This window comes from Haladaptatus rarus (assembly GCF_054177585.1).
The window spans coordinates 102,355-118,508 of record NZ_JBPEHG010000015.1 but is presented as its reverse complement, the minus strand read 5'-3'; the positions used below and the strand labels follow the sequence as shown (position 1 = coordinate 118,508).

Genomic DNA, 16,154 nt, shown 5'->3' with positions numbered 1-16,154 from the left:
AGTCGGCCGAGCGTTCAGCGGTGGCTTGAACAATTTGTACATTACTATAACCACCAACGACCGCATCAATCGCTCACCAACCGAACGCCTATCGAGGAGGAGCTAAACTAGACAGTGCCTTCGAGTTGATCACCACAAACAGTTTATCAGAGCATATTGGTAAGGGAACTATGCGCCGCCGTCACCTCCTCACTTTGCTTGGTGCCGCAACCAGTGGCGGGTGTCTCTCGCTTGGGGAGTCGTCCGCTCCCCCGGTACTTGGCAAAATCGGTATCACCAACCACGCCTACGAACCGTACACCGTCCACGTCCTCATCGAGCGGGATGGCCAACCCATTTACTGGGCAGACCACGAAGCGACAGCGGGTGACTCTGTCGGCCCCGGCGGGGCAGAGCTCCCCTGTGCGTGGGTAAACGAGCCGGGTCGATATGTCGTTCGCGCCCGCCTTGACGGCCGGACGACGTGGCGGTCGATGAACGTCGCTGACGCGAACGTTAGCCCCATCTCGGTAACGCTGCGCATCGGAGACATTCACACCGAACGAGGCGAGACACCAGACCTCGAGATTTGGTACACCCTCGACCCGAGTGAACCCTGTAAAATGACCACCACACCCACCGAAACCTCGATGAAGTGATTCCGGGCGTTGTCGGGCCACTTCTGCAATGAATTCGGTTTTCTGGTACACTGGAGAGACGGTATTCAGTCGGGACTCGACAGCTTCCGGCCCATCGTATTTCGGCATTTTACAAGCGCACGCAACTAGCATGCTTGAAGTGACGGGTACCCCTATCACATGATATGGTAAGCGATGACCCCTTTGGGGCAATACGGGAAACCGAAATCGACGGGTCGACGTACAAGATGGCGGACCTCACCGTCCTCGAAGACAAGGGTCTGTGTGACCTCTCCAAACTGCCGGTGAGCATCCGAATCCTGCTGGAATCGGTGCTCAGGAACGTCGACGGGGATATCATCTCCGAAGACGACGTTCGGAACGCAGCGTCGTGGGAACCCGACGTTCCAGACGTCGAGGTTCCGTTCACGCCGTCGCGGGTCGTTCTCCAGGACCTGACGGGTGTCCCCGCTGTCGTCGACCTGGCTGCGCTTCGCTCCGCCGTCGACCGGGCGGACAAAGACCCCGGTCTCGTGGAGCCGGAGGTGCCCATCGACCTCGTCATCGACCACAGCGTGCAAGTCGACTACTTCGGCTCGGACGATGCGTACGAGCGAAACGTCGAACTCGAATACGAGCGAAACGCCGAGCGCTATCGAGCACTCAAATGGGCACAGGAGGCGTTCGACGATTTCAGCGTCGTCCCGCCCGGAACCGGTATCGTCCACCAGGTGAACCTCGAATATCTCGGGCAGGTCGTCCACGACCGCGAGAACGATGGCGACCAGTGGCTCCTGCCGGACACCCTCGTCGGAACGGACAGCCACACGCCGATGATCGGCGGCATCGGTGTCGTCGGCTGGGGTGTCGGTGGAATCGAAGCCGAGGCAGCGATGCTCGGCCAGCCGATCACGATGAAACTCCCCGAGGTCGTCGGTGTTCGCCTCACCGGGGAACTTCCCGAGGGCGCGACGGCGACCGACCTGGTGCTCCACATCACGGAAGACCTCCGTGAGGTGGGTGTGGTCGACCGATTCGTCGAGTTCTTCGGCCCCGGCGTCTCCTCGCTCACCGTCCCCGACCGAGCGACCATCGCCAACATGGCACCCGAGCAAGGTTCGACCATCAGTATGTTCCCGGTCGACGACGCAACGCTCGACTACCTCGAACTCACGGGCCGCGACGAAGAGCACATCGAACTCGTGAAGGAGTACCTCGACGCGCAGGGTCTGTTCGGCGAGCAGGAACCCGAGTATACAGAGGTCGTCGAGATCGACCTCTCCGCCGTCGAACCGAGCCTTGCCGGACCGAAACGACCGCAAGACCGTGTCCCGATGGGCGACATGAAGCCCCACTTCAGGAACCTCGTCCACGGCGAGTTCGAAGACCAGCTTCCCGAACTCGACGAGAACCAACTCGTCCGCTGGCTCGGTGAGGGAAGCTTCGACGACGACCGACCGGACGCCGACCTTCCGGAGCCGGATGTCGGCGCGCTCGGGAAGAAGGTCACGGTGGATTTGGGTGGCGAAGAGACCGAGATCGGCCATGGCAGTGTCGTCGTCAGCGCGATCACGAGCTGTACGAACACCTCGAACCCGTCGGTGATGATGGCCGCAGGGCTCCTCGCCCGGAACGCAGTGGAGCGTGGGCTCGACGTGCCCGAGTACGTGAAGACCAGTCTCGCACCGGGTAGCCGCGTCGTCACGGAGTATCTGGAGGCCTCCGGACTGCTCCCGTATCTCGAAGAACTGGGATACAACGTCGTCGGCTACGGCTGTACCACCTGCATCGGAAACGCAGGACCGCTTCCCGAACCGATCGAGCGCGCTATCGACGACCACGACCTCTGGACGACGAGCGTGCTCAGCGGGAACCGGAACTTCGAAGCCCGAATCCACCCGAAGATCCGCGCGAACTACCTCGCCAGCCCACCGCTCGTCGTCGCCTACGGTCTCGCCGGTCGGATGGACATCGACCTCGAACACGAGCCTATCGGAACGGACGAGGAAGGCGAACCGGTATACTTGGCTGACATCTGGCCCGACCCGGATGAGGTTCACGACGCTATCCACACCAGCGTCGATCCGTCGATGTTCACCGAGAAGTACGCTGAAGTGTTCGAGGGCGACGAGCGATGGGAGTCGCTCGACGCCCCGACCGGCGATGTCTACGAGTGGGACGACGAATCGACGTACATCCGCGAACCGCCGTTCTTCAAGGACTTCCCACTGGACGCGCCGGGCGTCTCCAACATCGACGACGCTCGGAGCCTCATGAACCTCGGCGACACCGTCACGACAGACCACATCAGTCCCGCCGGGCCGTTCAACCGTGATCTCCCTGCAGGCGAGTGGCTGGTCGACCAGGGTGTCGAACCCCACGAGTTCAACACGTATGGCTCCCGACGCGGCAACCACGAGGTCATGATGCGCGGGACGTTCGCCAACGTCCGCATCGAGAACGAGATGTTGGACGGCGTGGAAGGTGGGTACACCATCCACCACCCCACGGACGAACAGACGACCGTCTTCGAAGCCAGTTGCCGGTACCGTGACGACGACGTTCCGCTCGTCGTCCTCGCTGGCAAGGAGTTCGGAACGGGGTCGAGCCGCGACTGGGCCGCCAAAGGAACGGATCTCCTCGGTGTGCAGGCCACCATCGCCGAGAGCTACGAACGCATCTTCCGCGACAACCTCGTCGGCATGGGTGTGCTGCCCCTCCAGTTCGCCGAGGGCGATGGATGGGAGTCGCTCGGTCTCGATGGCTCGGAGCACTTCCACATCCGCGGTCTCGACGACGGCCTCGAAGTGAACGACGACCTCACCGTCGTCGCTGAGCGAGAGGACGGTTCGACTGTCGAGTTCCCCGTCACCGCACAGGTCGGGACGCCCGCGGCAGTTCGGTACGTCGAGAACGGAGGTATCCTGCACCTGGTGCTCCGCCGACTCCTCACCGAACAGTAGTCGCGACGATAATCGCTATCACGGTCGGATTTTTCGTTTCGTTTTCTCTGACTCCAGACGGAGAAAGTGTCTTCCCGTCCGAGACGACCGCCGGGTCACGTTTCTTGGTGATGGAGGTCGTACGATAGCGTATGTCAGGGGACTTGATTTCCGACGAATTGGCAGACCAGTTCGTGAGTGCCTGCCGAACAGTCATCGGGGACGAACTACGAAGTATAACGTATTTTACAGCTAACGAGTACGAACAGGTGTACCTCCGAAGCGACCTCGAACGCGACGCCGACATCGACCGGTTCGTCGCGAACGAACGGCTCGGATTCTCCTCACAGCAGGCCTACGGGGGATCGGAACTCGGCGAGTACGTGTTCACGATTCGCGTGTTCGATTTCGGTTACGTCACCCGCGTCATCGTCGGTGACCACGGCGTGTTCGTCACGACCGATTCCCTCGAAATGGATCGTTTTAAGGACGTCGCATCGGCGGTCAAAACGGTTCTCGCCGAGAAGACGTAGCATCGTTAATCCGAGAGTCAGATATTTTGTCTGAATCTCCGCGTGCGTGCGTGAGCAAAACAACTCAATCAGCGTACTCGCAGACCAATCGGCGTACTCGCAGTCTCAGAACTAATCGAGGTATTCGTAGACTCAGTCCCCCCACGTCCACCGTGCGTCGAGGATGTAACGGTAGATTCCGCTGATGCCGATGGCACCGAGATTTGCGACGAGGTAGGGGATCGCGTACCACGTTACCAGGGCAAAGAGCACGCTGAGTTGGATGGGGATGGCGGTTCCCCGGACGACGTTCGTCTTGAACAGACCGACGAAATACTCTGCGCGTCCCGCGTTTCGACTCGCCCGGAACGTCCAGGCGTTGTTGATGACGTACTGGAAGATGATCGTGAACTCGATGGCGAAGAGTGCGCCGATGAGATACTCCAACCCCGCGTACTCGACGAACATCCAGAGGAGCATCGTCTGCACTCCCGAGGCGACAGCACCGACGACCACGAACCGCCTGAGTTGCGGTGCGATAGGTCCACTGAAGAGATTTCGAAGGAACTCCTGCACCCTCATCGGTTCCCCCCCACAGTGTAGACTGGGTCGATAGTTAAGAAGACGCTATCGAGGACGGCCGAGATATCGCCGTGGCTCGATGCCTCCAGTGGCACCACCCGACGCGAGCGATCTGCGAACGATGGAGACACGTCGAAACCGACTTCGTCGAACGCGAGAGCGACAGTTTCGTGTCCGTCCACGGTGTCGTAGTCGGGGAGTCCTGCTACTGAAGGTTCTGGTATCTGCTCATACCTGTCGGTGAATCACGCTGTCGAGTTCACCGAGTCGTCGCCCTTCTCCACGTAGATAGCCATGCTACTGACGTGACAGCCACTGTTGTAGCCGAATCGATGGAACTCGTAGCGTCGATAGTCGCCCATGTACCGGTCGATATCCTCGGCGGTACCGTCCTCGCTGGCACAGGTGGACACGTTGTTCAACGTGATGACGATCGGTGGACGTTGGTCATCGATATCGGTCTGCTGCTCCGTGCTGACGATAGAGGCGTCGGTGGTTTCGAAGTACCACGCGAAGGGGAGTCGAGCGAACCAGCCCCTCCCGGCAGGTGGAACCTCGTGTGCCGATTCGTTCGGCGAGTATAGTTCTGCCCCGTAGAAGAGTACGTCAGGCCCCTCGTTCGTCGCCGCGATTCGCTGGAGGTCGGTGATGAGCGGTTTCATCTCACTCGCCGGTTGGGCGTACTGGACGAGTCGGTTGTCCGGACTCTGAGGATTCTCGTAGCTCGTGTCGTACGCCGTGACACCGACTTGCGCGGTGACGAGGAGGAGCAGGATAGCAGTGGCGACGACGCTCACGTCGTCCCGGCGCTCGTACCCCTCCACTCCCCATCGAAAGACTATGGCGAGAGCGACCGCCGCAGGGAACGCCAACGGAACGATGGCGTGCACCGTCGCCCATCCTGCCGGGATGTCCATGACGAGGGGGTACCCGAGCACGCTGGCGATGCCCCAGTAGAATCCGAACGAAACCACGTCTCGTGGCTGGTCGCCGGAGTACCGGTCGACGAGGAACCCGACCACGGCGAGGAGACAGAGCGCCAGTGCGCCGACTTCGAGTGTCAGAAGGAAATCCCCGAGATAGGGGAGATAGGCGTGGTCGGAGTGGTTCGTCCACCCGATGAACTTCTCCCACGTCCCGATGGTCGCTGTCATGATGAGACCGGGAACCATTTCGGGATGTGAGACCGATTTCCCGAGACCGGGACCGGGGCGGGACACTGACCGCGGCGCGTAGAAGAAGACGATGATGGCGATAAACTCCACGACTGCGAGAACTGCGACGCCAACCCACCGGAGATGCTCGGTGACGACCGTCAGATCTCGATTCCATAATCGGCGGAACCCATCGAGCACCAGCGGTGGGAACGCCGAGGCGAAACCCTCGTTTCCGACGCGCCGGAGGAAGAGTCGCTGGTCGTACAGCAGTACCGTCGCACCAACCCAGCAGACGAGATAGAGCAATGCGTTCTCTTTCATCGTGAACCCGAGCGCGAACGAGGCGACGCCTGCGAAGAGGTATCGCGATCTTCTGGTATCGAGAAACCGGACGAAGAAACCGAAGGCGAACACCATCGCTGCGGCCAATGGCACGTCGTTTCGCATGAACCGCGAGTAGTATAGCAAGACCGGATTCGTGGCGAACAGTGCAGCGAGTGCGACCGTCTCGGTCGGTCGGAGTCGCTCGCGGAAGAGCAAGGCACCGAGCGGGAGGCAGCCACCCAGCAGGGCGACGAGCAGTCGCATCGTGAAATCGTTCGCACCGAACAGGTTGAAGACGACCGAGTTCACGTGAACGAGAAACGGCCCGTGAACTATCGGTCGGTACTCCCAGATACCGGTTTCGGCGTAGCGGGCGATCCAGTAGGCGACGCGGGCTTCGTCCTCGTGGGCGACTCGTGCATCGAGCGCAACCACGCGAACGAGCAATGCGAGGAGCGTGATGGCCACGACAGTCAGTTTGGTGCGGTTCGCGGATGCAGTGAGGGATTCGCGGATGGCGGGGACCGAGAGTGTCGATCGAGATTCGATTTCGGAGGGCATGAGACGATGGGGTGGAATGATGTGGTCGATTTGCAGTACTGATCGCGTTATAGACGATTGTCAACCGAGCGAACAAATTCTTTCTGATACTCATTCATGTAGTTAAATATAAATGAATCACGGGTGTCGATGTGGTTATGAAGCTCTCGCTCTCCTCGCTCTCCAGACGTGGCTTCCTCACCGCATCGGGAACGGTCGGTTCGTCCGTGGTCGTCGGATCTGTAAAGTCAACGACCGAATCGGTTACGGGCGGGACAGAGCCGAAGTGGACGACGAACCCGCCGAACAGCCACTATTTCCGGCCTGTTTCGATCACTCGTGGAACGGTGTTCGCCGCCGGATTTTCCGATCATGACCCGATCGAGGGCCAGAAGGGTTTGGTCTACGCACTGGACGTGGTGTCCGGTGAGATCCGATGGTCGTTCGACGCTCCGACGCCGCTACTACCGAGAGATGTCGTCGACGGAACACTGTACGTCATTGCCGACACTGACACCGACGAGAGAAGCGACCAGTGGAATCTCATCGCAATCAACGCAGCCACCGGGAAGGAATTGTGGCGTGAATCGGTAATCTCCACCAATTTTCCGCTCCCACGGATCGAAGATGGGACGGTGTTTCTCCCCCACGACTCCGGACTGGTCGCTATCGACGCCGTTTCCGGGAACCGAGCGTGGACGTTTGCGACGGACGACGAAAGATTTGCCCATCCCGTTCCTGCCGGAGAGACAGTGTACGTGAGCGCAAGAGAAGGCGTCTACGCGCTATCGAGCGAAAAGGGGACGGAGTCGTGGTGGATCAATCCGCAGGAATCCCACCGAGGGTTCGTGAGGGTGGCCGACGACGAGCACGCATACTACATCACTCGTTCGCAGATATACGCACTCTCTACTTCAGATGGCAGGATTGCGTGGTCTTCCTCGGTATCAGGGTACGGAGAACCCATTCTCGATGAGGAATCGTTGTATCTATGGGACGAATCTCGTCTCAGAGCGATCGACATCCGCGATGGAACGACACGCTGGACGTACGGGGAAGCAGGGTCGGGAGGAGTATCTCCCGTCGTTACAGATGGGGCATTCTTCGTGAAAACGGCTGAAGGTGTCTTCCACGCTGTGAATCTCGACGACGGGTCGAAGCGATGGTCACGCGAGTTCGCAGGCCGTGGTCGAATGCACTGGTGGGGAGACGTGAAGGATGACGTCGCGTACGTCATCGGTTACGACGGATTCTATGCGCTCTCCACCGACGACGGCAGTATCCGCTGGACGTACGAGACAAGTGAGGAGATGACTTCGGCGGTGGTGGGTGAGAAACACGTCGTCCTGGGCTCTAAAAAAGCGTTGTACGGGTTCGACCACGCGAAGTCGGCCCTCGCGACATTCGTCGACGAGACGGCCGGGTTTCTCACCTCAGGCACTGGTCTCGCCCTCTCCGGAATCCTCGTTGGAACCGGCGCGATGGCGGTGTACCGGCAACTGAACGAAACTGCGGAACCGACCGCCATCGAGGCTGATTCGGACGCAGAATCAGATATCGAGCCAGATTCCGATATCGAAGCAGCTACCGAACCGGAACCAGAGTTGGAGTACGGTCGCCTCGAAGTCCTCGATGCCGACGAAGTCACCGAAACGTGCCGCGTCAGACGACGTACCGACGACGGCCCACGTACCGTCATCGAAAAGCGGTTGACCGACCCAAGCCTCTCCGAACAGTTCCAGACCGCAATCGAACGCTGGGCCGACCTGAGTGACCGGCGAGGCGTCGTTCCAGTCCTCGACCACAGCGACGAGTGGGTCGAACTACCGGATTGCGAGGATGGATCGCTCGCGGGGTGCAACAAGTCACTCGAAAAGCGAATCGACGCACTGTCTGCCGCGAATATGACGGTTCACCGGGCACACCAGGATGGAATCGTCCACGGTGGACTCACACCCGCATCGATCCTTCTCGACGACGATACTGCCCGCGTAAGCGACTGGGAACTCGGTTCCATGCTCACCGAGCATCGTTCACCGTCACCGTTCGACGCGCCCGAACAGATCACTGGCGGGACGGTGGACGAGCGAACAGATGTGTATCGATTGGGTGCAATCGCCGCCACCGTAATCGCTGGAGACGAATCCGACGAGACTCCGACGACCGAAATCGACGTGGATCGCTCACCAGAACTGGCGGCAGTTCTCTCGAAAGCGATGGCCGACGACCCCGACGACCGGTATCAGTCGGTCGTGAAGTTCGACGATATGCTTCGGTGGGCGATGTTTCGAGTGTAGCTTGGAGTGACTTCTCACTCAGTCGATGAGTCACCCGCGCCTGCACCCCAGTGACTCCGATATTCGAACTCCGCCGACCGGTCGTCGAACCGGTCGAGTCGGAACGCTTCCATCGGGAACGGTGGCTCCTCGCCGGTGACCAGCGATCGGACTGCGCGACCAGTCACAGGCGAGAGCATGACGCCACGCCCGTGAAGCCCGGTGACGACTACGAGTCCATCCGGTGTCTCCCTGGGGGCATCGATGATGGGAAGGCCGTCGGGTGAGGCGCAGTCTGCAGTCGGACAACAATCTTCCCGGCGGATGGTTCCTCCAGCGACCCCGTCGAGCAGCGGTTCGACGTCCTCCACGACACGTTCGCGGAACGATTCCTGAACGCCCATCGGTGTGCCTTCGGGGTCGGCGAGGAGGTGTTCGTTCCCACCCACGAGCAGGTCACCCCGGCGAGTCGTCCGCCAGTAGACCCGCATCGTCGGTTCGGAGCCCATCGGACAACCGTCCGGGAGCGGGTTGTCCGGTTCAACGACCACAGCGTTCCAGCGGAGTGGTCGCACCGGCAGTTCGACGTAGTCGGCGAGGAGGTCGCGGGTCTTCCATCCTGTTGCGTAGACGACGTAGTCGGCGTCGATAGGACCGTACTCCGTTTCGACTCCGACCACTGACCCGTCTTCGACTCGGATGCCAGTGACTTCGTGGTCGCGGAAGACGCCAGCACCCTCCCGTTCTGCGGCCCATTTCAACGTCATCGCATAGTCGAGCGCGTCGAGGGAACCGGTACCATCGTAAACGAGGCCACCGCCGTAGGCGGAGAGGTCGCCGAACGAGTCGGGATATCTGCGTTCCAGTTCGGGTCGGGTGAGAAACTCTCCTCCCTCGGGAGCCTGGTCGGTGTACAGATCGGCGTTCGCCTCGGGGACGAGGCGAACCGTCTCACGGTCTCTGAACGAGAAGACGCCCTGGCCGTCGAGGTCGCGGAACTGCGATAAGGCGAACGAAGCCCACTCTTCCGGGAACGGTTCGAGCGAAAGCGAGATCATCCCGGACGCACGGGAGGAAGTGTCTGCGGCGACACCACCTTTGTCGAGAACGATCACCTCGTGGTCGGGTGCGAGTTCGCGGGCGACAGCGAGGCCCGAGACGCCCGCTCCCACGACGACGACGCGGTCGGTATTGGTCGGCATGGATGCTACTCGGACACTCGGAGAGGTGGAACAAAACGCTACGGGTGGGAGAATGTACTACCGCAGGGAAGGGAGAACGAAGCGTCGACGCCATCGAAAGAGATAGACACCTGCTACGAGTCCCTCGACGTATGCGTCTGGCACGGATTCGAACCGCGGATGGCGTGGCGGCCGGTGAATACGAGGACGGAACGGTGGATATCGACGGCGAATCGTACACCGTCGGCGACGACGCGGAACTACTCGCCCCCTGCGAACCGTCGGCGATGTACTGCGTCGGTCGAAACTACGCGGCGACGAACGACCAGATGGGGTACGACCGACCGGAGCGCCCCGACTGGTTCATCAAACCCCCCGTCTCGGTTCGTCCGCACGAGGCGACGATACCATACCCGTCGTGGACGGAGGAACTGACGTACGCTGGCGAACTCGCCGCCGTCGTCGACGAACGGTGTTCGAACCTCGCTATCGACGAGGTCGACGACGCTGTTCGTGGCTACACCATTCTGAACGACCTCGACGCACTCGACCAGGACGGGCGAACCGCCCGGAAAGCGTTCGACGGCTCGGGACCGCTGGGCCCGTGGATCGAAACGAACCTCGAACCGGATGACCTCGATATGACGACGCACGTCGGCGGCGAGCGCCGACAGGAAGCGAACACCTCGCAGATGATCTTTTCCCCGCGTGAGGTCGTCTCCTTTCTCTCGGAACGGTACACGTTCCAACCGGGCGACGTCGTCTCGTTCGGAAGTCCAGCTAACCCCGGTCTCGTTCGTCCCGGTCAGGACGTAGCGATATGGTACGAAGGGATCGGAACCCTGCGGAATACGATCACCGACGAGAAGGAGTGATCGGGTAAAGACGGGCAGATAGACCACCGAGTGGGGGGGATAGACACCTATTTCCCTGGAACCGACGAAACGGAGTCGAGCGATAGAGAACGATCGTGAGGGAGTTATGATACGTCCGCGTCGACATCGGGATCAGTTACGAGATATAAAATATTTAATCAGTTCTCTCACTGGAATACATATGAAACTACACTGGGACGATATCACTCACGTCACGAAGGCCGACCCAGCGAAGGAGTTGCCTTCGAATCTGGGAATCCTCGAACGGACGGACGCGGTGATCGTCGGGGGCTCCGACGGGGTTACTGCAAAGAATACGCTCGATACGATTCAGACGATAAAGCGACGTTTTCCGGAGAAGCCGGTCTTGCAGGAACCGTATCGGTCGAACCACGTATCGAAAGACACGATAGAAGCGTCGGATCATCTCGCCATTCCGGCGGTCTACAACGGTGACAGAGAGCATTTCGTCGGAAAGCACGTGAGCCTCTTCACCGAAGTCGGAAACAAACCGGACGAACTCCTCGGAACAGGTGTACCCATCCTCGGTGATTTGATCGCGGCGAAAGGTCTCGATGCTGTCTCACGAATGGCGGACAAGATCGTCGGCGAAGGGTACGTGATCCAGAACGTAGAATCGACAGCTGCGAAGGTCTCCGGCGTTGAGGAGCCTTATTCGAGCAAGGAGGTAGCTGGTGCGGCGTTGGCGACCGAGTCCTTCTACGGCTTTCCCGTCTTCTATCTCGAATACTCCGGAATCTACGGCGGCCCCGAGGACGTTGCAGCGGCGGCGAAACACCTCGACGACACGGTGTTCCTCTACGGCGGTGGCATCGACAGCAAACGGCGAACGAAGGAGATCTTGGACGCAGGGGCGGACGCCGTCGTCGTGGGAGACTGCTTCCACGACGACCCCGAGCGATTCCTGGAGACGATTCCTTCGTAATCTCGGATTCGACAGAGGATAGTCACCAACAGATCATCGCGGGCCGTTTTCCCGAAATTTGGTTATCGACCGTGATTCTGTGGGTGAACGCTTCTCCTGCCAGTAGTAGTATAATTTGGTGCCGAGGTAGATGGCGAGCGAGAGGAGCGTCACGGCGAACGTGACTCTGGCCCAACCGAAGATAGCGAGCGACCCAGGCTCTGTGAGGTTCTTCGTGGTCGATAGATAGTGGATTCCGCCGCCACCGAAGAGGAGTATCGTCGCCACTGTCGCATACACGGCGACCTTCGCGGCGTAGTGTTGGATATCTACGATTCTCACGGCTTTACCACGATTACTGGGGAATCGAATGAAAAGTCTATGGGTGAACCTGATGAGAACCATCGATCTGAGAAATTCTCACCGATCGGGAATCGCGGGAGCGATTGATACTGCTAGCGGCACTAAATTCTATCAGAGAGCATCATGAGCCAGGAACTAACGATGAAAGTACCGAGTGACCTCGAAATCGCGAGAGAGAGTACTCTCCGCGCCATCGACGACGTAGCGGCCGATATCGGCCTTTCACGCGACGATATCGAACTGTATGGCGACACCAAAGCCAAACTCACACTCGAAGCGACCCATCGGCTGCTCCGCGCGGACGAACGCGGAACGACGGTCGTCGTAACCGCGATGACACCCACACCGAAAGGCGCGGGCAAAACCGTCACGACCGTCGGGTTAGCTCAGGCATTGCACCGACTCGGAGAAGACACCAGTGTCGCCGTCCGCGAGCCGTCGCTGGGTCCCGTGTTCGGTATCAAGGGCGGTGCGGCTGGCGGTGGCTATTCGCAGGTGCTTCCGATGGAGGACATCAACCTCCAGTTCACTGGCGATATTCCGGCGATATCGGCCGCGCACAACCTCCTCTCCGCGATGCTCGACGCACACATCCATCACGGAAACGAACTGAACATCGACGTTTCGTCGGTGTCGTGGCCGCGAACGGTGGACATGAACGACCGAGCCCTGCGCGAGACGACGGTCGGTCTCGGCGGGAGCGCGAACGGGCCACCGCGTGAGGATGGCCACGTCATCACCGCGGCCTCCGAACTGATGGCGATCCTCTGTCTCGCCGAGGATCTCGGCGACCTGAAAGACCGACTTCGCCGCGTCATCGTCGCCTACGACGAAACCGGCCATCCCGTCACCGCAGGCGACCTGAACGCCGCCGGAGCGATGGCGACACTCCTGAAAGATGCGCTTCGCCCGAATCTCGTCCAGACCATCGAGGGATCGCCAGCGTTCGTTCACGGTGGCCCCTTCGCCAACATCGCAACTGGAACCAACACGCGGATCGCCGACGACATCGCACTGGCGTCGAGCGACTTCCTCGTCACCGAAGCTGGCTTCGGTGCCGATCTTGGCTTCGAAAAGTTCGCCGACATCGTCGCCCGAGCTGACGAGGCAATCGCACCCGACGTGGCGGTTCTCGTGGTCTCGGCCCGCGACCTGAAATACCACGGTCTCGGCCAGTGGCCGGTCGATTACGACGCGATCGAGGATGCCGGTATCGAGGAACTCGAAGCCGGATTCGAGAATCTCGACCGGCACGTCCAGACCATCGAAACCTTCGGCGTCCCCTTCGTCGTCGCCATCAATCACTTCGCCGACGACGACTCGGACGAGATCGACGCGATCATCGATGGCTGCGAGTCGCGTGGGTACCCAGTCGCCATCTCCGACGTTCACGCCCGCGGAGGCGAGGGTGGTCTCGAACTGGCCCGAACCGTTCGGGAACAGGCGAAAGAAGGGTCGGACTACGCGCCGATTTACGATCTCGACCAGTCGCTGGAGGAGAAAATCGAGACCGTCGCGACCCAGGTCTACGGTGCAAGCGGCGTCGAGTACACGACCGACGCGCGAAAGGACATCGAGCACATCGAGTCCATCGATCTCGGCGACCTTCCGGTCTGCATCTCGAAGACGCCACATTCGGTGACCGACGATGCCGCGAAGAAAGGTGCGCCCACCGACTGGACGCTGACGGTGCGCGAACTCTATCCGTCCGCTGGAGCGGGATTCGTCGTTGCACTCACCGGGAACGTGCTGACGATGCCCGGTCTCCCCTCGGAACCGGCGGCAGAGGCAGTCGACGTGGACGAAGACGGAACCGTCCACGGTCTGTTCTGAACGAACACTGAACGTTCCTCACTTCTATCTGTTTCCGTTTCGCCATACGTTGCGATATCTCTCTGAGGCCGGGAATAACGTTAACTGGGTAGGGTTGCAAGTGGCCAAATAGGATGACGAATCCACATCAATGCCCGGAATGCGGGTGGACAGGGACGGGAAGCGATCTCGACGAGAGCCGAGCCTGTCCGGTCTGTGGTGCCCACATCCACGGATAGTGCGCAGTCCGCCTCTATCTGTCCACATTTTTGATCGGATCGACTCCTTCTTTGATACGCGAACCGTGCGACAGTTCCACTCACCGCGGTGGCCGAGCGTCGTGGAGAAACAGCTTCGAGTTGGATGGAAGGAAGGTCGGAAGGGGGGCTACACAATCGATACTGACCAAGAGGGCCGTCTCGGCCCGCCTCTCACTACTTTCAACTCGACGGAAAAAACGAGAAACACGTTGTCAATTTCCTCCAAGACCGGGCTTTAGGCTCTCCATAGGAAAGTACGTAGGACGATATCCATTCACGTGCGATGAAACGACAAACTCGGAGAACGTTCCTCGCGACCGTCGGTGTGGCCGGTGTTGCTGGCTGTACCGAACTCACTCCTTCGAGTCGATCCGAAACCTCCACCACACCCGGAGGGACCTCCTCGAACGGGACTCCCTCCTCGACGACCCAGAAGAAAACGAAAGGCGGGTCGTCCGAACCACAGACCTTCGAGGATTTCGAGACACTCAAAAAGTGGCACGCGATAGACCGGCAAGGCACCCTGAAATCGAGTTCGAAAGCCTACCAGGGGTCGAAAGCCGCCCACATCCTCGGGAGCAAGCAGACGAAGGAAGGCAAGATATTCCGCGCGAACTTCGGCGGAAATCCGGTCGATTTGAGCGGGAAGAACTTCTCGCTCATGTACAAATGCACGTCGCATCAGTACTCCAAGATTTCCCTCCAGTTGTTCGCCCCCGACCGAGGTCACATCGTCGAGATGAAGCGCACGCTCTACGGACCGAAAGGCAAGTGGGTGCGTATCAACCTCGGTGTCACGAGCGACCAGCGCCCGAAGACCATCGATCTATCGAAAGTGTACGAGATCCGCATCACGGGTCGTCCGGTGGACACCAACTCGACCAAACCCATCGAGTTCTACGTCGACGACCTGAAGACGGTACCCACGCCGAAGAAAGGAAAAGTGATGCTCTCGTTCGACGATGGCCTCGAATCCCACTTCACGAACGCATACAAGATGATGAAGGGGTACGGATACCCCGGCGTGGAGGCGATCATCACCGACGCGGTCTATCAGGATGGCTTCCTCACGCAAACCCAGATGCGGAAGATGACGCAGAACGGATGGGATATGATCGCCCATCCGAACACCCGTGCGACACCGTTAGACCAGCGCCCACCGAAAGAGCAGGAGAAGCTGATGACGGATGCGAAGAGTTGGCTGAAGAAGTACGGCTACTCGGGCCACAAGTACATGGCCGTCCCGAAGAACGTCGTCGGAAAGAACACGTTCGACCTCGCACAGAAACATTTCGACCTGTCGCTCACGTTCGGAGCGTCCCCGAACGCCCTCCCGGCTATCCAGAAGGACACCCTCATCTCACGCATCTACGGCGATAGCGACATGCAGATGACGAAGAACGCGATTGACCACGCCGCTCGGTACAACCAGCTATCGGTGTTGTTGTTCCACGAGATCGGCGGCGACGGATTCCCGAAACAGAAGTTCAAATCCGTCCTGGATTACATCAAAAAGAGCAACGTCGATGTCGTCAGTATCTCCGATCTGAAAGAGAATGGACTACTGGTTTAGTCCATAAAGTGGGTCGAATCTTCATTTTTCGGACACAATCCTCGAGGAAGCGCCACTCTCACTCACAGAATCGGCGCGTTTTTCGTGGTGAAACGGCCAGTGTCGAGAATCACTACTCGGTGATCGTCGGGCACGTGTCTGACGGACATTCATGTACCAGTGTACTGATTGCCATCGTATGGAATCCACGACCCTCCCTCGAATCACGGAAACCG

14 protein-coding genes are annotated in these 16,154 nt (G+C 59.7%); 9 read left to right on the top strand and 5 right to left on the bottom strand.

What is annotated here, in order from left to right:
* The 4 genes from ACR3FE_RS22860 to ACR3FE_RS22845 form a co-directional block, all read left to right on the top strand.
* The coding region (locus ACR3FE_RS22860) for an integrase core domain-containing protein (protein ID WP_458208193.1) at positions 1-111 on the top strand (111 nt) is incomplete at its 5' end.
* Between the two features lie 59 nt (positions 112-170).
* The gene (locus tag ACR3FE_RS22855) at positions 171-638 is read left to right on the top strand and encodes a hypothetical protein (protein WP_458210081.1); all 468 of its coding nucleotides are present in this window, start codon (positions 171-173) and stop codon (positions 636-638) included.
* A 164-nt stretch (positions 639-802) separates the two neighbouring features.
* Positions 803-3,580: an aconitate hydratase AcnA gene (gene acnA, locus ACR3FE_RS22850; RefSeq protein ID WP_458210079.1), complete on the top strand. Its 2,778-nt coding sequence runs from the start codon at positions 803-805 to the stop codon at positions 3,578-3,580.
* 131 nt (positions 3,581-3,711) lie between these two features.
* Positions 3,712-4,092, top strand: coding sequence for a DUF7522 family protein (locus ACR3FE_RS22845; RefSeq protein ID WP_458210077.1), 381 nt, complete (start codon positions 3,712-3,714; stop codon positions 4,090-4,092).
* Positions 4,093-4,224: 132 nt separating this feature from the next.
* Here the strand turns inward: ACR3FE_RS22845 and ACR3FE_RS22840 are convergent, their stop codons facing one another.
* The 3 genes from ACR3FE_RS22840 to ACR3FE_RS22830 form a co-directional block, all read right to left on the bottom strand.
* Positions 4,225-4,653, bottom strand: coding sequence for a GtrA family protein (locus ACR3FE_RS22840; RefSeq protein ID WP_458210075.1), 429 nt, complete (start codon positions 4,651-4,653; stop codon positions 4,225-4,227).
* The gene (locus ACR3FE_RS22835) at positions 4,650-4,835 is read right to left on the bottom strand and encodes a hypothetical protein (RefSeq protein ID WP_458210073.1); all 186 of its coding nucleotides are present in this window, start codon (positions 4,833-4,835) and stop codon (positions 4,650-4,652) included. The genes ACR3FE_RS22840 and ACR3FE_RS22835 overlap by 4 nt, the downstream gene beginning before the upstream one ends.
* Before the next feature lie 63 nt (positions 4,836-4,898).
* Positions 4,899-6,695 (bottom strand): flippase activity-associated protein Agl23, encoded by a 1,797-nt coding sequence (locus ACR3FE_RS22830; RefSeq protein ID WP_458210071.1) that lies wholly within the window; start codon positions 6,693-6,695, stop codon positions 4,899-4,901.
* A gap of 137 nt (positions 6,696-6,832) precedes the next feature.
* Here ACR3FE_RS22830 and ACR3FE_RS22825 point away from each other — a divergent pair, with 137 nt between their 5' ends.
* Entirely contained in the window at positions 6,833-8,971 is a 2,139-nt protein-coding gene (locus tag ACR3FE_RS22825) for an outer membrane protein assembly factor BamB family protein (RefSeq protein ID WP_458210069.1), read from the top strand.
* Between the two features lie 14 nt (positions 8,972-8,985).
* Here ACR3FE_RS22825 and ACR3FE_RS22820 read toward each other — a convergent pair whose 3' ends face one another.
* Positions 8,986-10,152, bottom strand: a complete 1,167-nt coding sequence (locus tag ACR3FE_RS22820) for an NAD(P)/FAD-dependent oxidoreductase (RefSeq protein ID WP_458210067.1) — start codon at positions 10,150-10,152, stop codon at positions 8,986-8,988.
* Positions 10,153-10,283: 131 nt separating this feature from the next.
* On the opposite strand from ACR3FE_RS22820, the gene ACR3FE_RS22815 reads away from it, so the two are divergent.
* Both ACR3FE_RS22815 and ACR3FE_RS22810 read left to right on the top strand, forming a co-directional pair.
* On the top strand, positions 10,284-11,006 hold the full coding sequence (locus ACR3FE_RS22815; protein ID WP_458210065.1) for a fumarylacetoacetate hydrolase family protein: 723 nt from the start codon (positions 10,284-10,286) through the stop codon (positions 11,004-11,006).
* A 181-nt stretch (positions 11,007-11,187) separates the two neighbouring features.
* The gene (locus ACR3FE_RS22810; protein WP_458210063.1) at positions 11,188-11,952 is read left to right on the top strand and encodes a geranylgeranylglyceryl/heptaprenylglyceryl phosphate synthase; all 765 of its coding nucleotides are present in this window, start codon (positions 11,188-11,190) and stop codon (positions 11,950-11,952) included.
* A 33-nt stretch (positions 11,953-11,985) separates the two neighbouring features.
* Here ACR3FE_RS22810 and ACR3FE_RS22805 read toward each other — a convergent pair whose 3' ends face one another.
* Positions 11,986-12,273 carry a hypothetical protein gene (locus ACR3FE_RS22805; RefSeq protein WP_458210061.1) on the bottom strand — a complete coding sequence of 96 codons (288 nt, stop codon included), beginning with the start codon at positions 12,271-12,273 and terminating at the stop codon, positions 11,986-11,988.
* 144 nt (positions 12,274-12,417) lie between these two features.
* Here ACR3FE_RS22805 and ACR3FE_RS22800 point away from each other — a divergent pair, with 144 nt between their 5' ends.
* Both ACR3FE_RS22800 and ACR3FE_RS22795 read left to right on the top strand, forming a co-directional pair.
* Positions 12,418-14,127 (top strand): formate--tetrahydrofolate ligase, encoded by a 1,710-nt coding sequence (locus ACR3FE_RS22800; RefSeq protein ID WP_458210060.1) that lies wholly within the window; start codon positions 12,418-12,420, stop codon positions 14,125-14,127.
* A gap of 522 nt (positions 14,128-14,649) precedes the next feature.
* On the top strand, positions 14,650-15,939 hold the full coding sequence (locus tag ACR3FE_RS22795; protein ID WP_458210058.1) for a polysaccharide deacetylase family protein: 1,290 nt from the start codon (positions 14,650-14,652) through the stop codon (positions 15,937-15,939).
* The last annotated feature ends 215 nt before the right edge of the window (positions 15,940-16,154 follow it).